Annotated in this window: 16 protein-coding genes; 12 read left to right on the top strand and 4 right to left on the bottom strand. The window is 74.0% G+C overall.

What is annotated here, in order from left to right; translation table 11 throughout:
• The first annotated feature begins 73 nt into the window (after nucleotides 1–73).
• A complete protein-coding gene (locus ACGFWJ_RS29835; protein ID WP_387648624.1) occupies nucleotides 74–1333 on the top strand; it encodes an MFS transporter in 1260 nt (419 codons plus the stop codon).
• A gap of 69 nt (nucleotides 1334–1402) precedes the next feature.
• Here ACGFWJ_RS29835 and ACGFWJ_RS29830 read toward each other — a convergent pair whose 3' ends face one another.
• Nucleotides 1403–2530, bottom strand: a complete 1128-nt coding sequence (locus tag ACGFWJ_RS29830; RefSeq protein ID WP_392955118.1) for a glycoside hydrolase family 19 protein — start codon at nucleotides 2528–2530, stop codon at nucleotides 1403–1405.
• A 286-nt stretch (nucleotides 2531–2816) separates the two neighbouring features.
• Here ACGFWJ_RS29830 and ACGFWJ_RS29825 point away from each other — a divergent pair, with 286 nt between their 5' ends.
• The 4 genes from ACGFWJ_RS29825 (at nucleotide 2817) to ACGFWJ_RS29810 (ending at nucleotide 6066) form a co-directional block, all read left to right on the top strand.
• Nucleotides 2817–3581 (top strand): enoyl-CoA hydratase family protein, encoded by a 765-nt coding sequence (locus ACGFWJ_RS29825; protein WP_392955090.1) that lies wholly within the window; start codon nucleotides 2817–2819, stop codon nucleotides 3579–3581.
• 122 nt (nucleotides 3582–3703) lie between these two features.
• Entirely contained in the window at nucleotides 3704–4471 is a 768-nt protein-coding gene (locus ACGFWJ_RS29820) for an acyltransferase (RefSeq protein ID WP_387867554.1), read from the top strand.
• Nucleotides 4472–4835: 364 nt separating this feature from the next.
• Nucleotides 4836–5483: an HAD family hydrolase gene (locus ACGFWJ_RS29815; protein ID WP_392955088.1), complete on the top strand. Its 648-nt coding sequence runs from the start codon at nucleotides 4836–4838 to the stop codon at nucleotides 5481–5483.
• Nucleotides 5484–5838: 355 nt separating this feature from the next.
• Entirely contained in the window at nucleotides 5839–6066 is a 228-nt protein-coding gene (locus ACGFWJ_RS29810; RefSeq protein ID WP_392955086.1) for a hypothetical protein, read from the top strand.
• Nucleotides 6067–6078: 12 nt separating this feature from the next.
• Here the strand turns inward: ACGFWJ_RS29810 and ACGFWJ_RS29805 are convergent, their stop codons facing one another.
• A complete protein-coding gene (locus ACGFWJ_RS29805; RefSeq protein ID WP_392955084.1) occupies nucleotides 6079–7293 on the bottom strand; it encodes an MFS transporter in 1215 nt (404 codons plus the stop codon).
• Nucleotides 7294–7349: 56 nt separating this feature from the next.
• Between ACGFWJ_RS29805 and ACGFWJ_RS29800 the strand changes: the two genes are divergently transcribed.
• Nucleotides 7350–8558 (top strand): ROK family protein, encoded by a 1209-nt coding sequence (locus ACGFWJ_RS29800; protein ID WP_392955082.1) that lies wholly within the window; start codon nucleotides 7350–7352, stop codon nucleotides 8556–8558.
• Nucleotides 8559–8630: 72 nt separating this feature from the next.
• Here ACGFWJ_RS29800 and ACGFWJ_RS29795 read toward each other — a convergent pair whose 3' ends face one another.
• On the bottom strand, nucleotides 8631–9359 hold the full coding sequence (locus tag ACGFWJ_RS29795) for a polyprenol monophosphomannose synthase (protein WP_387648604.1): 729 nt from the start codon (nucleotides 9357–9359) through the stop codon (nucleotides 8631–8633).
• Between the two features lie 169 nt (nucleotides 9360–9528).
• Here ACGFWJ_RS29795 and ACGFWJ_RS29790 point away from each other — a divergent pair, with 169 nt between their 5' ends.
• The gene (locus tag ACGFWJ_RS29790) at nucleotides 9529–10395 is read left to right on the top strand and encodes a PhzF family phenazine biosynthesis protein (RefSeq protein ID WP_392955080.1); all 867 of its coding nucleotides are present in this window, start codon (nucleotides 9529–9531) and stop codon (nucleotides 10393–10395) included.
• Nucleotides 10396–10418: 23 nt separating this feature from the next.
• On the opposite strand, the gene ACGFWJ_RS29785 is transcribed toward ACGFWJ_RS29790, so the two are convergent.
• Nucleotides 10419–11324: a UTP--glucose-1-phosphate uridylyltransferase gene (locus tag ACGFWJ_RS29785; protein WP_392955078.1), complete on the bottom strand. Its 906-nt coding sequence runs from the start codon at nucleotides 11322–11324 to the stop codon at nucleotides 10419–10421.
• Between the two features lie 150 nt (nucleotides 11325–11474).
• On the opposite strand from ACGFWJ_RS29785, the gene ACGFWJ_RS29780 reads away from it, so the two are divergent.
• The 5 genes from ACGFWJ_RS29780 to ACGFWJ_RS29760 all read left to right on the top strand — a co-directional run bounded on the left by ACGFWJ_RS29780 (nucleotide 11475) and on the right by ACGFWJ_RS29760 (nucleotide 17042).
• Nucleotides 11475–12668, top strand: coding sequence for a sensor histidine kinase (locus ACGFWJ_RS29780; protein WP_387867534.1), 1194 nt, complete (start codon nucleotides 11475–11477; stop codon nucleotides 12666–12668).
• Entirely contained in the window at nucleotides 12665–13327 is a 663-nt protein-coding gene (locus ACGFWJ_RS29775) for a response regulator (RefSeq protein ID WP_392955075.1), read from the top strand. Before ACGFWJ_RS29780 ends, ACGFWJ_RS29775 begins: the two co-directional genes overlap by 4 nt.
• Nucleotides 13328–13441: 114 nt before the next feature.
• Entirely contained in the window at nucleotides 13442–13717 is a 276-nt protein-coding gene (locus ACGFWJ_RS29770) for an SHOCT domain-containing protein (protein WP_387867532.1), read from the top strand.
• Nucleotides 13714–14481: an ABC transporter ATP-binding protein gene (locus tag ACGFWJ_RS29765; RefSeq protein WP_392955073.1), complete on the top strand. Its 768-nt coding sequence runs from the start codon at nucleotides 13714–13716 to the stop codon at nucleotides 14479–14481. The genes ACGFWJ_RS29770 and ACGFWJ_RS29765 overlap by 4 nt, the downstream gene beginning before the upstream one ends.
• Entirely contained in the window at nucleotides 14478–17042 is a 2565-nt protein-coding gene (locus tag ACGFWJ_RS29760) for an FtsX-like permease family protein (RefSeq protein ID WP_392955071.1), read from the top strand. The genes ACGFWJ_RS29765 and ACGFWJ_RS29760 overlap by 4 nt, the downstream gene beginning before the upstream one ends.
• Nucleotides 17043–17048 lie beyond the last annotated feature (6 nt).

Below are 17048 nucleotides of genomic sequence, written 5' to 3'. Positions count from 1 at the left end.
CCCGTCCGGGCCGTGGATTCAGACCCGGGCTAAATCAATACCACGAGCGCTCCGTACCCGGTCTGATCGGATCATGACCGCCACTGAAGTCGCGGCCGACGAGGCCGCGTTGCCCAGCCATGCCCCCAGCCGGTTCGCCCGGCTGCTGCCCCAGGACCCGGTGCTGCGCCGGCTGTCCGTGATCACCCTGATCAACACGGCCGGCAACGGCCTGTCGATGACCCTGTCGGTGCTGTTCTTCACCCGCATCCTCGGGTTCGGGGTCGCGCAGGTCGGCGTGGTGCTGACCGTCGCCGGGGCGTTCGGGCTGGCGGCGGGCATGCCGGCGGGCTGGCTGTCCGACCGGTTCGGGCCCAAGCCGGTGCTGGTGGTGCTGCTGGTGGCGCAGGGGGTGTGCTCGGTCGGGTACGTGCTGGTGCACGACCTGGCGGTGTTCGCGGTGCTGGCCTGCCTGGTGGCCGCCACCGACCGGGGCGGCATGGCGGTGCGCGGCGCGCTGTTCGCCGAGGTGCTGCCGCAGGACGGCCGGGTGGCGGGCCGGGCGTACCTGCGCTCGGTCACCAACATCGGCATCGGGCTGGGCACCGTCGCCGCCGCCGCGGTGCTCCAACTCGACAGCCGGGGCGCGTACTTGACGGCGCTGCTGTTCGACGGCGTGACGTACGGCGTGATCGCGGTGATGTACCTGCTGATGGTGCCCGTCCCGCGGCGCAGCGCCGAGCAGGCCGCGCAGGCGAAGGCCGAGGGCGGGATGCTGGCGGTGCTGCGGGACGGGCGCTACCTGGCGGCGACCGGCCTGAACGCGGTGATCACCCTGCAGTTCGTGATGATCGAGGTCGGCGTGCCGCTGTGGGTGGTGCGGGAGACCGACGCGCCGCGCTGGATGGCGGCCGGCGCGCTGCTGGTCAACACCGTGCTGGTGATCGCCCTTCAGGTGCGGGCCACCCGGGGCACCGAGGAGATCGGCGCGGCCGCCCGGGTCTTCCGGCGCGGCGCGCTGCTGGTGGCCGGCTCCTGCGCGGTGCTGGCGCTGGCCGCGGGCCTGCCCGGCTGGGTGGCGGCGCTGGTGATCTCGGCCGGCGTCGGACTCCAGGCGCTCGGCGAGGTGTACAGCCAGGCCGGTGCGTGGGCGCTGGGCTACGACCTGGCGAAGGAGCACTCGCAGGGCGCCTACCAGGGCGTGTTCAACACCGGCATGTCGGGCGCGATGATGTTCGGCCCGGTGCTGATCACCTCGGTGGTGATCGCCAACGGGACGGTCGGCTGGCTGCTGCTGGGCGCGCTGTTCGCCGCGGCGGGCTTCGGGATGACGCTGGTGGTGCGGCGGCGCTGAGTTCTTGTCGGGGCCGCGGCGGCGCGGGTGACGGTTCGTCGAGGACCGTCACCCGCGCCGTTCGTCGTCCTAGCAGCTCAGGTTGGAGCCGGTCGGGACGCCGAGGATGGCGGAGAAGCTGGTGTAGGCGTTGATCCGGCTCTGCACCTGCGCGGGGTTGCCGCCGTTGCACTCCAGCGAGCCGTTGATGGAGCGGATGGTCTCGCCGAAGCCCTTGCCGTTGACCATGGCGTTGTGCGCGGTCATGGTGCCCGGGCCGTTCTGCGTCATCCAGTACCAGATGCCGGTCTTCCAGGCGACGGCCGCGTCGGTCTGCACCAGGTTCGGGTTGTTCAGCAGGTCGATGCCGAGCGCGTCGCCCGCCGCCTTGTAGTTGAAGTTCCAGCTCAGCTGGATCGGCCCGCGCCCGTAGTAGGCGGCCTGGCCGGCCGGGCAGCCGTAGGGCTGGGTGGTGTCGCAGTAGTGCGGGTAGTTGGCGGTGTTCTGCTCGACGACGTACACCAGCCCGCCGGTCTCGTGGCTGATGTTGGCGAGGAAGGCCGCCGCCTCCTGCTTCTTCACGGTGTCGGAGCCGGTGCCCGCGAACGCCGGGTAGGCGCTCAGCGCCGCGACCAGCCCGCTGTACGTGTAGAACGGGTTCCGGCTCGGGAACATCTGGTTGAACTGGGCCTCGGAGACCACGAACCCGCCCGGGTTGGGCGTCGTCGTGGTCGGGCTCGGGGACGGCGTGTCGGTGGCGCAGTTGGACGGGCTCCAGTACCAGGTGGAGATCGTCGGGTCGTAGCCCGGGTTGTCGTGGGTGGCGACGTAGAACTGGCCGTTGGGCACGTACTTGACCACCGTGCCGGTGGTGTACTGGGTGCCCGCGACCCAGATCTGGAAGGCGCAGGCCGTGCCGGTGGGGTTCGGGCTGGGGCTCGCGGTGCCGCCGGTCTGGCTCGGGCTCGGCGTGGTGCCGCCGCCGGTGCCGCAGGCGCCCTGGTCGGCCCAGACTCCGCTGCCGGCGGTGCTCGGGGTCTCGCCCTGGGTCCACCACTTGGCGTTCCAGTTGTGGCCGTTGTACGAGGCGGTCATGCCACCGGTGTACACCTGCGAGGCCGCGTACGGGGTGGCGCAGGCGGTGGCCGCGGTGGAGGAGGCGGGCACCATGACGGCCAGTCCGGTGGCGGCCAGGGCGCCGGTCAGCAGGGCGGCGATCCGGCCGCGGGTGCTGCGCGGGCGGCGGTGGGGGACGGGTCGGGTGGGTCGGGTGGTTCGGGTGGTTCGGGTGGTTCGGATGGGGGACATCGGCCACTCCTTGTGGGGGGAACGAGCGGTGTGCCGAGCACTCAACCCAGGTTGACGGTTAACAGTCAATAGGTCTAGACCTTAAGAGAGTTGAGGGTGTGGACGCACCGGATACTGGCCAGCGGGGGCGCTGTCGTGCCAGGGTGCAGGCGGATACCGTCCGACCCACCCTCAGCCGGAAGGCAGACCAGCCCAGATGACCAGCGAAGCGCCCCTCCTGCGCCGCAGCACCGCCGACGCCGTCGCCACCCTCGAACTCGACTCCCCGCACAACCGCAACGCGCTCTCCACCCGGCTGATGGCCGAACTCACCCGGGGCCTCGCCGATGCCGCCGCCGACCCCGACGTCCGCGCCGTCGTCCTCGGCCACACCGGGCGGGTGTTCTGCGCCGGCGCCGACCTCTCCGAGGCCACCGGCGACGACCCCACCGTCGGACCGCGCGGCCTGGTCGCCCTGCAACGCGCCATCGTCGACTGCCCCAAGCCCGTCATCGCCCGCCTCGACGGCCACGTCCGGGCCGGCGGACTCGGCCTGGTCGGTGCCTGCGACCTCGCCGTCGCCGGACCCGACTGCACCTTCGCCTTCACCGAGGCCCGCCTCGGCCTCGCCCCCGCCGTCATCTCGCTGCCGCTGCGCCCCAAGCTGGAGCCGCGCGCCGCCGCCCGCTACTACCTCACCGGCGAGACCTTCGACGCCGCCGAGGCCGCCAGGATCGGCCTGGTCACCGAGGCCGCCGACGACACCGGCGCCGCGCTGAAGACCATCCTGGACGCGCTGCGGCTGTGCTCGCCGCAGGGCCTCGCGGAGTCCAAGTACCTTGCCAACGCCGCCGTCCGGGAGTCCTTCGAGCGGCACACCGAGGAGCTGGTCGCCCAGTCCGCGCGGCTGTTCGGCTCCGAGGAGGCGCAGGAGGGCATGCGGGCGTTCCTGGAGAAGCGGCCGGCGCGCTGGGTGCGCTGAGCCTTCTGGCCGGGCTGAGTCGGCCGGGTGCGCCGAGCTGGATTTTCGGCGCAAGTTACCGGCCGGTGTGAGTTTGGTCCCGTTGCCCGTCGCGGGCCGCCACCGGCCGATACGGTGAGCGCATGTCGATCGTCCGCGCGCTGCTGGGGTCCGTCCGCGAGAGGTCGCGCCGGGCGGCCGGGCGCGCGGTGCACCGCGGCTGGCGCTGGGTACAGGACGCCGGCGCCGTCAGCAACCGCAACCCCGGGCCGTACCGGTTCGGGGAGCTCGGTGACGGCACCAAGCTGGCGTTCCCGCTCGGCACCGTGTTCAACGAACAGTGGATCACCATCGGCCCGTTCTCCATCATCGGCGAACGCGTCACCATCTCGGCCGGCTTCCTGCCCGGGCTCGACCTCGGCCCCGAGCCGATCGTCCGGATCGGCGGCGGCTGCGTGATCGGCCGCGGCAGCCACATCGTCGGGCACCAGCAGATCGTGCTCGGTGACGACGTGTGGACCGGCCCGAACGTCTACATCACCGACCAGGCGCACGAGTACCGCGACACCGAACTGCCGATCGGCAAGCAGTGGCCGCGCAACGAGCCCGTCTCGATCGGCGCCGGCTCCTGGATCGGCACCGGCGCGGTGATCCTGCCCGGCGCCCGGCTCGGCCGCAACGTGGTGGTCGCCGCCAACTCCGTGGTCTCCGGCGAGGTCCCCGACTTCGCGGTGGTGGCCGGCGCCCCCGCCCGCCAGGTCCGCACCTGGGACCCGGAAGCCGGCTGGCAGCCCCCCATCCGCCACGAGGCCCCCCGCCCCGTCCCCGACGGCGTCACCGCCGAACAGCTCCGCGCCCTGGTCGGCTGGGACCTCCGCCTGCCCGGCGAGAGCGCCGCCCCCGAGGCTTAACCGTCGGATGTGAACGGGCGGGCCGGGGCCGGGAGCTGACTCCGGTGGGTGGCACGGGCTGCAACGACTGTCACAGGTGGACAACACCGGCAACCGGCAGGGCCGGATCGGTGTGGTGAGTGCTGTCGAGTGGGGCAGGATGCTCCCTCGTGGATCTTGGGTCGCTGCCACGGCAACCAGTACGTGGTGAAGCTCGACCCGAAGGGCGCGCTGCAGAGCGTCACGCGGCTCCACAAAGCCCTGACCGGGGCCCATTTGACGGGACGGCGGTCCGTGCGCGTGGGGGCGTGCGGGCCGCCTGTCCACTTCTCCCGCAGGTGCGGGCCCAGTACGGTGACGGGTGGCTTCGAGCGGAAGGACGGCCATGCCCGACACCGGTGCCCCAGCGGCGTGCCGAGGCCTGATCCTGGACTTCGTGGGCGTGCTGACACCCGACCCGGCGCCGATGCTCCGCCGGTGGAGCCTGAGCCAGGGGCTGGACGCGGACGCCTGGCGCCGGACGCTCACCACCCACCCGGTGGTGAAGGAGCTGTACGCCGAACTCGAGGTCGGCCGGCTGAGCCAGTCCGAGTGGAACCGGCTGACCGCACCGATCCTGGGACTCACCGAGCACGAGAACCTCATGGGCCGGGCCTGGAAACGTGTCTCGCCGGCCACCGAGATGATCGAACTGGCTGCGGCGGCCCGGGAGGCCGGCCGCACCGTGGCGATGCTGTCCAACAGCTTCGGCCTCGACCCGTTCGACCCCTACGCGGCGTGCGGGGTCCGGGACTTGTTCGACGTGACCGTGATCTCCGAACTCGAAGGCCTCGCCAAACCCGACCCCGCCATCTACCGGCTGGTGCTCGACCGGATGGGCCTGCCCGCCGAAGCCTGCGTCTTCGTCGACGACCACCCGGCGAACCTGCCGCCGGCGCAGGAGCTGGGCATCGCCACCGTGCTGGCCGACGGCCGACCGGACACCTACGCACGGATCTCGGAACTGCTGGGCCTCGCCGCCGCGGCCTGTTGACACGAGAGGGACGGTGGCGACCCGCTCTCGCTGCCATCTTCGTCCGGGCCGCGAGATGAGCCGAAACTGCCTCAGGCGGAGGCGCGGTGGGCATCGAGCAAGCGCCGCCCGGCCGCGCCAGTCTGCCCAGCGGCCCTCCGACACGGCCGCCAGCAGGTCGAAGACCTTGCCGACCCGGTCGACTGCGACGGCCAGGGCGCACATCTGGTCCACCAGCGCCGGATCCGGGACGCCGTCGGCGGCCGCGGTGTGCAGGGCCCGCACCAGGGTGACGGTGGCCGCGACGCGTTCGGGGCCGGACAGTTCACCGGCGAACAGCCCGTCGAGCGCGTCCACGTCCGCGGGGAGGACGGCGATGCCCAGTAGGGGGCGCAGTGCGGCGGCGTCCGGGGCAGGCATCCGGCCCAGGCACCGTTGCCGCTCCCTCGGCCACCGCGCCGTCGACGTCCTCGGCGCGGTGCGATCCGCCCGGGCCCTGGACTACGTCCGCGAGTTCGACGCCGCCCTCGGCCCCTGGCAGCGGGAGCCCGCTGTCAGGGACTTTCTGCGACGGAGCCGCTCCGAGCTGGGTGTGGCGGCCTGAAGTTCCGGGCCGTCAGGGGGTGCGGTGGTGGCGGGTGGTGAGGGAGAGGAGGCCGGCGACGGCGGAGGTGGTGGCGACGGTGAGGAGGGCGAGGGGGAGGGAGGTGGCGTCGGCGAGGAAGCCGATGACCGGGGGGCCGAGGAGCATGCCGGCGTAGCCGAGGGTGGAGGCGGTGGCGACGCCCTGGGGGCCGGCCGCGGCGCCGGCCCGGGCGATGGCGAGGGGGAAGATGTTGGCCAGGCCGAGGCCGACCAGGACGAAGCCGGCCAGGGCGGCGGGGACGGACGGGGCGAGGGCGGCGGTGGTCATGCCCGCGCCGGCGGCGAGGCCGCCGAAGAGGACGACCCGGGTGGGGCCGAGGCGTTCGGTGAGCCAGGTGCCGGAGAGGCGGCCCGCCGTCATGGCGAAGGCGAAGGCCGCGTAGCCGGCGGCGGCCAGGGCGGCGCTCGCGTGGACGTCGTCGGTGAGGTGGAGGGTGGCCCAGTCGGCGAGTGCGCCCTCGCCGTACGCGTCGCACAGGGCGGTGAGGCCGAGGAGCAGGACGAGCAGGCGGGCACGGCCGAGCTGACGGGAGGGGGAGGCGGAAGGGGCGGAGGCGGGGCGCGGGCGGGCGGCCGGGGCGCGGAGCAGGGCGGTGCCGGCGATGGCGGTGACGGCCAGGCCGAGGGCGCCGGCCAGGGCGAGCGACCAGGCGGTGCTCACGGAGCCGGCGAGCAGGCCGCCGGCGCCGGCGCCGAGCAGTCCGCCGAGGCTGTAGCCGGCGTGGAAGCTCGGCATGACGGGCCGTCGGAGTTCGGCGACCAGGTCGACGGCGGCGCTGTTCATCGCCACGTTGGCGGCGCCGTATCCGGCGCCGAACAGCAGCAGGACGGCGCCGAGGGCGAGCACGGAGTGGGTGTGTGCGGGCAGGGCGACGGCGAGGGAGAGGACGCCGAGGGCGGCGACGGTGACGGGGCGGGAGCCGAAGCGCAGACAGAGCCGGCCGACCAGGGCCATGGTGGCGACCGCGCCGGCCGAGATGCAGAGCAGGGCGAGGCCCAGTGCGCTGTGGGTGGCGGAGACCTGGGCGCGGACGTCGGGGATGCGGACCACCCAGGCGGCGAACAGGAAGCCGTCGACGGCGAAGAAGGCGGTGAGGGCGAGGCGTGTCGCCGACCAGGTCGAGCTGCGGCCGGACGGAGAGCCAACGGAGGAGGAGCGGGCTTCTGTTTTGTTCAGTAGCGGCACAAAGTCAGAATAGGGGAGTGCCGCACACACCTTCAAGCCCGAACCGGAGCCCCGCCGTGAGCACCCCGCGCCGCACCGCCCCCGACCGCGGCCGTACCCTGCTCGGCCCGGCGCTGCGCCTGATCCACACCGGCCAGGCCCCCACCCGCTCCGCGCTCACCGGCGCCCTCGACGTCACCCGCGCCACCGCTGGCGCGGTCACCGCCGAACTCGAGGCGCTCGGCCTGATCAGCGTCGACTCCCGCCCGGCCGGCGGCGGCCGAGGCCGCCCCTCGCACCGGCTCGCGATCGCCGACCCCGGCCCCGCCGTGCTCGCCGCCCAGCTGCACGCCGACGGCGTCTCCGCCGCGCTCGCGGGCCTCGGCGGCCGGCTGCTGGAGGCCGTCCACCTGCCGCTGCCCGCCGACACCTCGCCCGCCCGTCTGCTCGGCGCGGCCGCCGAGGCGGGCGCGCAGCTGGCCCGGGGCAGCCGCCGCCGGGTGCTCGGCTTCGCCCTCGCGCTGCCCAACCCCGTCACCGAGCCCGACGGCACCGCGCTGGCCGCGCTGCACTTCGACTGGCCGTCCGGCACCCCCGTCGCCGAGCTGTTCGCCGAACAGGTGGCCGGCGCGGACCTCGGGCCGCGCGCCCGTACCGCGCTCCCGACCGCCGTCGCCAATGACGCCAACCTGGCCGCGCTCGCCGAACACCGGCACGGCGCCGGCCAGGGCGCCCGGCACCTGCTGCTGGTCACCTCCGGGCATCGCGGCGTCGGCGGCGCGCTGGTCCTCGACGGCCGCCTGCACACCGGCAGTTCGGGCCTCGCCCTGGAGGTCGGCCACCTCACCGTCGACCCGCTCGGCCGGCCCTGCCCGTGCGGCAACCGCGGCTGCCTGAACGCCGAGACCGACACCGACGCGCTGTTCGCCGCCGCCAAGCGCCGCCCCGACCCGGGCAGGCCGCTGCTCGCGCAGGCCCGCGAACTGGCCCACGACCCGGAGGCCGCCGACGCCGTCGACCACCTGGTGGAGCGCCTCGGCCTGGGCCTGGCCGGGCTGGTCAACATCCTCAACCCCGACCGGATCGTGCTCAGCGGCCTGCACCAGGAGCTGCTGGCGGCCGCCCCCGACCGGCTCGCCGCCGTGGTCGCCGAACGCTGCCTGTGGGGGCGCAGCGGACGGGTGCCGATCGTCCCCGCACAGGTCGTGCACGCCGGGCTGGTCGGGGCCGCCGAACTCGCCTGGGAGCCCTACCTGGAGGACCCGCAGGCCGTGGCAACCCCCTGAAGGCATCCGGAAACGCGAACGGCGCGGGCTGACGGAAAGTCAACCCGCGCCGTCCGGCGCACTACTGGAACGTCACTTGCCGAAGCGGAGCTTCCAAGGGGCGACCGCCGATTCCAGCTGCACGCCCAGGCTCATCTTCGACATGCCCTCGACCCGCTCCTCGAAGCGGATCGGCACCTCGGCGATGCGCATGCCGCGCTGGACCACGCGGTAGTTCATCTCGACCTGGAACGAGTAGCCGTTGGAACGCACGGACTGCAGGTCGACCTTGCGCAGCGCCTGCGCCTCCCAGGCCTTGAAGCCCGCGGTGGCGTCCTTGACCTTCAGGCGCAGGATCGCGTTGACGTAGAAGTTCGCCCAGGCGGACAGCGCCTTGCGGTGCCACGGCCACTCGGACGCGGTGGAGCCGCCGGGGACGTAGCGCGAGCCCAGCACGACGGAGGCGTCGGTGGTGGTGAGCTTCTCCACCATCGCGGGGATCGCGGTGTGCGGGTGCGACAGGTCGGCGTCCATCTGGATCACGATGTCGGCGCCGTTCTCCAGCGCCTGCGTCATGCCCGCGATGTAGGCCCGGCCCAGGCCGTCCTTGTCGGTGCGGTGCAGCACGGTGAGCGTGCCGCCCGACTCGGCGCCCAGCTTGTCCGCGACGTCGCCCGTGCCGTCGGGGGAATTGTCGTCCACTACCAGAACGTGCAGGTTCGGCATGCCGAGCTCGCCCAACCGACCTACCAGGATCGGGAGGTTCTCCCGCTCGTTGTACGTCGGAACAACCACAACAACCTTCGGGTGGGCCTCAGCCATGTTTCTTCTATCCTCGATACGGTTATGAGAGCCGGATGCGGCAGTCTAGCGTTGATCCCCGCACGTACGTTCCGGGGGGCCGCTCCGGCCAGCGCCCGGGAGCCGCACGGGATTCGCGCACGGTGACCGCCTCCGGGAATCGGTGCGCCCGCCCGCCCGTTCACGGGGCATGAGCGACAACACCCAGGCCGATCCCGCCGAGCCGCTGCGCTACGCCGCCTTCACCGCCGACCCCGCCGGCGGCAACCCCGCCGGTGTGGTGCTGGACGCCTCCGCGCTGAGCGACGAGCGGCAACTGGCCCTCGCCGCCGAACTCGGCTACTCGGAGACGGCGTTCCTCACCGAGGTGCCCGACCAGCCGCGCACCCGCACCGTGCGCTACTTCAGCCCGCTGACGGAGGTGCCGTTCTGCGGGCACGCCACCATCGCCGCGGCGGTGGCGCTGGGTGAACGAATCGGCCCCGGCGAGCTGTTGTTCGAGACCAAGGCCGGTCCGGTGCCGGTCGAGGTGGCGCGCACCGGGTCCGGAGAGTTCACGGCGACGTTGACGAGTGTTCCGCCGTACGTCGAGGAGATCGCCCCGGAGGACGTCCTGGAGGCGCTCGACGCGCTCGGCTGGCGGGCGGAGGAACTCGACGGGACGCTGCCGCCGATGATCGCGTACGCCGGCGCCCGGCACCTGGTGCTGGCCGCCGCGACCAGGGCCCGGCTGGCCGACCTCGACTACGACTTCGACGCGCTGGCCGCGCTGATGCGCCGACTCGACCTGGTGACCCTTCAGCTGGTCTGGGAGCAGGACGCCACCACCTTCCACGTCCGCGACCCGTTCCCGGTCGGCGGCATCGTGGAGGACCCGGCGACCGGCGCGGCCGCCGCCGCGTTCGGCGCCTACCTGCGCCACCTGCGGCAGTTGGGCGCCGCCCGGCTGACGCTGCACCAGGGCGAGGACCTCGGCCGGCCCGGCCTGCTGACCGTCGAACTGGCCGCCGAGGACACCCGGGTGCGGGTCACCGGCCGGGCGGTGCGCATCCCCTGAAAGTCCCTCGCCCCGGCGGTGGTTCAGCCGGCGTCGGGGCCGAGGTGGGTGCGGGCCAGGTCGAGCAGGGGCGGGCCGTAGTCCGGGTGCGCGAGGGCGTGGGCGAACTGGGCGAGCAGATAGGCGTGCGGGTTGCCGGTGTCGTACCAGCGGCCCTCGATGACCTGGCCGTACACGGCGCGGCGGGACGCGTACGCGTTCAGCGCGTCGGTGAGGTACAGCTCGCCGACCGGGTCGGCCCGGAACCGCCGGTGCTGCTCGCGCAGTTCGTCCACCACGCCGGGCGTCAGCACGTAGCCGCCGATCGCCGCGTAGTGCGACGGGGCGACGGCCGGGTCGGGCTTCTCCACCAGGCCGGTGATCCGCAGCGCGCCGTCGCCCAGGTCCTCCTTGACCACCGGGACGCCGTAGCGGTGCGACTCGGCCGGGTCCATCGGCATCAGTGCGAGCACCGGGGCGCTGGTCTTCTCGTGCGCGGCCATCAACTGGCGGGCGCGCGGCACCTGGGACACGAACACGTCGTCCGGCCACAGCACCAGGAACGGCTCGTCGCCGAAGTCGCGGGCCGCGTTCAGCACCGGGGTGCCGTTGCCGTACGGGCCGTGCTGGAACAGGTAGGTGATGTGGCCGCGCCGGGACAGGTCCGCGACGTCCTCCACCGCGTCGGCGTAGGCGTCCTTGCCGGCCGCGCGCAGCTGGGCGACCAGCGACGGGTTGGGGCGGAAGTGGTCCTGGATCAGCGACTTGTCGCCGGACACCACGATGGTGATGTCGGTGATGCCGGAGTCGATCAACTCCCGCACCGTGTGCTCGATCACCGGCCGGTCGCCGACCGGCAGCATCTCCTTCGGGGTGGCCTTGGTGAGCGGGAGCAGCCGGGAGCCGAGGCCGGCCGCGGGGATGACGGCTCGGCGGAGGGTGGCACGCATGGGGCCTCTTCTCGTTCCTGTGCGGTCGCGGACGGCACCGACCGTACCAACGCCGTCGCGCTGGGTGACAGCCCCGTACTGCGGCGGGAGTAGGTGTGTCTGCTCCGTGGGGCCGATGGTGCAGGCCGGAGGCGCCGCTAGCCTTCCGGTATGGGAGAAGTTCGGCAGCCGTGGGTGCCCGTCTGGGTGCGGGCCGGCAAGGCGGGATGGCCGGTGGCGGCCGCCGTCGTGGTGACGGTGGTCCAGGTGGCCGGGACGACGGTCGCCGCCCGGCACCAGAGCGCGCGGCTGCCGCTGGACGCCTGGGGCTACCTGCTGCTGGCGCTCGGCCCGGCGCTGCTGGTGCTGCGGGCGCGGTACCCGGCGTTCACCGTCGCCGCCGTGGCGGCCGTGACCGCGGCCTACCTGTGGGCCGGATACCCGTACGGGCCGGCCTTCGTGGCGCTGGTGGTGGCGTTCTTCTCGGCCGTGCAGCGCGGCCGGCGACGGGCCGCCTGGCTGAGCGCCGGCGCGTTCTACCTGCTGCACCTGCTGCTGAGCTACGTCGTACCGGCGTCCTGGCTGCGGGCGCCGGCCCGCGAGGCGGTGGGCTGGCAGGAGCTCGGCGTCACCGCCTGGCTGCTGCTGGTCTTCGTCGGCGCCGAACTGGCCCGGTTCCGGCGCGAGCAGATCGCCGCCGTGCGGGCCGCCGAGGAGGAGGCCCGGGCGCGCCGCAGCGACGAGGAACGGCTGCGGATGGCACGGGAGTTGCACGACATCCTGGCGCACTCGATCTCGCTGATCCACCTCCAGGCGGGCGTCGCCCTGGAACTGCTGGACGCCCGCCCCGAGCAGGCCAGGGACGCTCTCACCACCATCAAGGCGACCAGCAAGGAGGCACTCGGCGAAGTCCGCCAGGTGCTCGGCACGCTGCGCACCCCCGGGGCCGCCGCGCCGCGCACCCCCGCCCCCGGCCTGGAACGGCTGGACGAACTGGTCGCGCAGGCCGGCCACGCGGGCCTCGCCGTCACCGTCCGCACCGAGGGCCGGGCCGGCCCGCTCGGCGCGGGCCTCGGACTCGCCGCGTTCCGGATCGTCCAGGAGGCGCTGACCAACGTGCTGCGGCACTCCACCGCCCGCACCGCTGATGTTCAACTCTCGTGGAAGCCGGACGGGTTGGAGCTGACCGTCACCGACCCCGGGCCGCCCGGCGGCGGCGACGCGGGCGGCAGCGGCACCGGCCTGATCGGCATGCGCGAACGCGCCGCCGCGTTCGGCGGCACCGTGGACGCCGGCCCGCACGGCACCGGCGGCTGGCAGGTCCGGGCCCGGCTGCCGCTCGTCACGAACGGAGTCGAAGCGTGATCAAGGTGCTGCTCGCCGACGACCAGCGGCTGGTCCGGGCCGGATTCCGGGCCCTGCTGGACGCCCAGGACGACCTCGAGGTGGTCGGCGAGGCCGACGACGGCGAACAGGCCGTCGCCCGGGCCGCCGAACTGCGCCCCGACGTCGTCCTGATGGACATCCGGATGCCCCGGCTGGACGGCCTCGCCGCGACCCGCCGGATCTGCGCCGACCCCGAACTGACGGCCGTGCGGGTGGTCGTGCTGACCACCTTCGAACTCGACGAGTACGTCTTCGAGGCGCTACGGGCCGGCGCTGCGGGCTTCCTGGTCAAGGACACCGAACCCGGCGAACTGCTGCGCGCCGTCCGGGTCGCCGCGTCCGGCGACGCGCTGCTCTCCCCGGGCGTCACCCGCCGCCTGATCGGCGAGTTCGCCGCCCGCTCCAAGGAACCGTCCACCGCCCGCCTCGACGTCCTCACCGAACGCGAACGCGAAGTGCTCGCCCTGGTCGGACTCGGCCTCACCAACGAGGACATCGCCCGCCGCCTGGTGGTCAGCCCGCTCACCGCGAAGACCCACGTCAGCCGCACCATGGTCAAACTCGGCGTCCGCGACCGCGCCCAACTCGTCGTCGCCGCCTACGAATCGGGCCTGGTCCGGCCCGGCTGGCTGGGGTAGTCCCCCGGGAGTAGCGGGGGTGCCGCCCGGTGGGGGACGCGGCGGGGGTGGCCGCGGCGGGACGGTGGAGGGGTGGCCGGGGATCCCGGCCCGCTCTCCAGGAGGTGAGTTCCGATGGTCGGACTGCTGGCCGATGGATACGGGCACTGGCCCGGGCCGTGGGTGCTGGTGTTCCCGTTCTTCTGGCTGCTGGTCGTGGTGCTCGTGGTGCTGGTGCTGCGCCGGGTGGTGTGGCGGCGCCGCGGCTGGTGGGGCGGCGGCTCCTTCGAGCACGCCCCGCTCGCGGTGCTGGGGCGGCGCTACGCACAGGGCGAGATCGACGCCGAGGAGTACCGGGAGCGCCGCGCCGTCCTGACCGAGGGCCAGGACACGCCGGGGGTGAAGCGATGAGCGGGGGTGAAGCGATGAGCGCCGCCGCCCGGGTCGAGCAGGCCGTGAAGGAGTACGGCGCGGGGGAGACCCGGGTGCGGGCCCTGGACGGGGTGAGCGTCGAGTTCGCCGCCGCCCGGTTCACCGCCGTGATGGGCCCCTCCGGCTCCGGCAAATCGACACTCATGCACTGCGCGGCCGGCCTCGACACGCTCAGCGGCGGCCGCGCCTGGCTCGGCGACACCGAACTGTCCGCGCTCGGCGACCGGGAACTGACACTGCTGCGCCGGGAACGGATCGGCTTCGTCTTCCAGGCGTTCAACCTGGTGCCGACCCTGACCGTGCGGGAGAACATCACCCTGCCGCTCGACCTCGGCGCCACCGCGCCCGACCCCGACTGGCTGGACACCCTGATCGAGGTGGTCGGCCTCGGCGACCGCCTGCACCACCGCCCCAGCCAGCTCTCCGGCGGCCAGCAGCAGCGCGTCGCCGTCGCCCGGGCCCTCGCCGGACGCCCGCAGGTGGTGTTCGCCGACGAGCCCACCGGCAACCTGGACTCCCGCAGCGGCGGCGAAGTCCTCGGCCTGCTGCGCTCCGCCGTCGACACCATGCACCAGTCGGTGGTGATGGTCACCCACGACCCGGCCGCCGCCGCGTACGCCGACACCGTGCTGTTCCTCGCCGACGGCCGCCTCGTCGACACCATGCAACAGCCCAGCGCCGAACGGGTCCTGGACCGGATGAAGGCCTTCGACGGCCGCCGGGCCGAGGCGGGCACCCGGTGAACGCGAGCGTCCGGATCGGGGCGCGCTCACTGCTCGCCCACCGCCGTCGCCTGGCCGGCACCGTGCTGTCGATCGTCCTCGGCGTCGCCTTCCTGACCGGCACGATGGTCCTCGGCGACACCCTGCGCGCCAACTTCGACACCCTGTTCGCCGACGCCAACGCCGGCACCGACGCCGTCGTCCGCAGCGCCGACTCGCTCGACGCCACCGGCGTCCCCGGCGGCGTCCGCGCCCCCCTCGACGACTCGCTGACGGCCAAACTGCGCGCCATTCCGGGTGTGAGCGCCGCCGAAGGGTCCGTCCAGGGCGCAGGCCAGCTCATCGGCGCCGACGGCAAACCGATCGGCGGCCAGGGCCCGCCCACCTGGGCCGGCAACTGGATCACCGACCCGAAACTCAACCCCTACCGGCTCGCCGAAGGCCGCGCCCCCGCCGCCCCCGGCGAAGCCGTGATCAACCGGGGCGCCGCCAAGACCGGCCACCTGCACGTCGGCGACACCACCGTGCTGCGCACCCCCGACCCGGTGCGGATCACCGTGGTCGGCATCGCCACCTTCGGCGCCGACGCCGACGGCATGGGCCCCAGCACCTTCACCGCCCTCACCCTCGCCGACGCCCAGGCCAACCTGACACCCAAGGGCAGCGGCCAGGTCTCCAGCATCCGGCTCCGGTCCGACAGCCTGGGCCAGCGCCAACTGGTGGACCGCGTAAGGCCGTTGCTGCCCGGCGGCGTCGAGGCGCTGACCGGCGCGGACGCCACCGCGCAGTCAACGGCGGACGTCTCCGGACGCTTCCTCGGACTGTTCACCACCCTGCTGCTGGTGTTCGCCGGCATCGCCCTGCTGGTCGCCACCTTCACCATCCACAACACCTTCGCCATCGTCACCGCCCAGCGCACCCGCGAGAACGCCCTGCTGCGCGCCCTCGGCGCGAGCCGCCGACAGGTGCTCGGCACCACCCTCGGCGAAGCACTCGCGATCGGACTGCTGGCCTCCGCGCTCGGCCTGCTCGGCGGCTTCGGCGTCGCCGCCGGCCTCAAGGCGCTGTTCGCGGCGATCGGCTTCACCCTGCCCACCGGCGGCACCGTCATCAAGGCCGCCACCATCGTCCTGCCGCTGCTGGTCGGCACCCTGGTCGCGGCCGGCTCCGCACTCGCCCCCGCCCTGCGGGCCGCCCGCACCGCCCCGCTCGCCGCGCTGCGCGACACCGCTGTGGACGAGGCCGCCACCGGACGAAGTGCCCTGGTGCGTGTGGCTGTTGGCGCGCTGCTGGTGGCCGGTGGACTGCCCGCGCTGATCCTCGGCGCGACCCGCGGACCGTCGCTGGCGCTGACCGTCGGCGGCGCGCTCGCCCTGCTGCTGGGCACCGTGGTGCTCGGCCCCGTTGCCGCCGCGTTCGCCGTCCGGGTGCTCGGCGCGCCGCTGGCCCGGCTGCGCGGCGTCACCGGCGCGCTGGCCCGCCGCAACGCCGCCCGCAACCCCAAGCGGACCGCAGCCACCGCCAGCGCGCTGATGGTCGGCGTCGCCGTGGTCACCCTGTTCACCGTGTTCGGCGCCTCCGTGCAGGCCACCCTGGACGACACCGTCTCCCGGTCCTTCGCCGGCGACCTCGCCGTCACCGCCCCCGCCGCCGGGGCCGGCGGCAGCGGCGTCTCCCCGAAGCTGGCGCCGGCGCTGGCCGCCCTGCCGGAGGTCCGCGCGGCCGCCGGCCTCGGCCGGGGAGTCGCCCAAGTCGACGGCCACGGCAAGCAGTTGGACGTCGCCGACCCCGCCCAGCTGACGCAGGTCACCGACCTCGGACGGATCGACGGCTCGCTCGCCGACCTCGGCACCGACGGCCTCGCCGTCTCCCGCACCGAGGCCGCCGCCCGCGGCTGGCAGCTCGGAACCGCCGTCCCGATGCGGTTCGCCGACGGCCCCGCCACCTTCACCGTCCGCGCCCTGTACCGCGGCGGGGGCGTCACCGGCGACTACCTGATCAGCCGTGCGGCCTGGCAGCCGCACCGCGTCCAGGACTCCGACAGCCTGGTCGCCGTCGCGCTGAAGCCCGGCGTGAGCCTGGACGCCGGAAAGGCCGCGATCGCCCGGGTGGCCGACTCCTACGGCAACCCGCAGGTGCAGACCCGCGCCGAGTACGCCGCGAGCTCCGCCTCCGGCGTCGACATGATGCTCTCCGTGGTCTACGCCCTGCTCGCGCTCGCCGTGCTGATCGCCCTGCTCGGCATCGCCAACACGCTCACCCTGGCCGTCCACGAACGCATCCGCGAACTCGGCCTGCTGAGGGCCGTCGGCCAGACCCGGGCCCAGCTGCGGGCCATGGTGCGCTGGGAGTCGGTGCTGGTCGCCGCGTTCGGCACGGCCGGCGGGCTGGCGCTGGGCGCGCTGCTCGGCTGGGCGCTCACCCGGGCCGCGGACAGCGCCGGCACCGGCTCGTTCGCGCTGCCCGCCGGGCGGCTCGCGATCGTCGCGCTGGTCGGCCTGGCGGCCGGGGCGCTGGCCGGACTGCGGCCCGCCGCCCGGGCCGCCCGGTTGGACATTCTGGGGGCGGTGGCCGCCTCATGACCCGTC

This window comes from Kitasatospora sp. NPDC048407 (assembly GCF_043200475.1).
GTDB lineage: Bacteria > Actinomycetota > Actinomycetes > Streptomycetales > Streptomycetaceae > Kitasatospora.
The sequence above is the reverse complement of the archived record's forward strand: the minus strand, read 5'-3'. Positions and strand labels throughout refer to the sequence as shown.

Excerpts from the sequence above, each read along its gene's own strand:
- ACGFWJ_RS29835 (WP_387648624.1), top strand. The coding sequence starts at position 74 with ATGACCGCCACTGAAGTCGCGGCCGACGAGGCCGCGTTGCCCAGCCAT.
- ACGFWJ_RS29825 (WP_392955090.1), top strand. The coding sequence starts at position 2,817 with ATGACCAGCGAAGCGCCCCTCCTGCGCCGCAGCACCGCCGACGCCGTC.
- ACGFWJ_RS29820 (WP_387867554.1), top strand. The coding sequence starts at position 3,704 with ATGTCGATCGTCCGCGCGCTGCTGGGGTCCGTCCGCGAGAGGTCGCGC.
- ACGFWJ_RS29815 (WP_392955088.1), top strand. The coding sequence starts at position 4,836 with ATGCCCGACACCGGTGCCCCAGCGGCGTGCCGAGGCCTGATCCTGGAC.
- ACGFWJ_RS29810 (WP_392955086.1), top strand. The coding sequence starts at position 5,839 with ATGCCCAGTAGGGGGCGCAGTGCGGCGGCGTCCGGGGCAGGCATCCGG.
- ACGFWJ_RS29795 (WP_387648604.1), bottom strand. The coding sequence starts at position 9,359 with ATGGCTGAGGCCCACCCGAAGGTTGTTGTGGTTGTTCCGACGTACAAC.
- ACGFWJ_RS29790 (WP_392955080.1), top strand. The coding sequence starts at position 9,529 with ATGAGCGACAACACCCAGGCCGATCCCGCCGAGCCGCTGCGCTACGCC.
- ACGFWJ_RS29785 (WP_392955078.1), bottom strand. The coding sequence starts at position 11,324 with ATGCGTGCCACCCTCCGCCGAGCCGTCATCCCCGCGGCCGGCCTCGGC.
- ACGFWJ_RS29780 (WP_387867534.1), top strand. The coding sequence starts at position 11,475 with ATGGGAGAAGTTCGGCAGCCGTGGGTGCCCGTCTGGGTGCGGGCCGGC.
- ACGFWJ_RS29770 (WP_387867532.1), top strand. The coding sequence starts at position 13,442 with ATGGTCGGACTGCTGGCCGATGGATACGGGCACTGGCCCGGGCCGTGG.
- ACGFWJ_RS29765 (WP_392955073.1), top strand. The coding sequence starts at position 13,714 with ATGAGCGGGGGTGAAGCGATGAGCGCCGCCGCCCGGGTCGAGCAGGCC.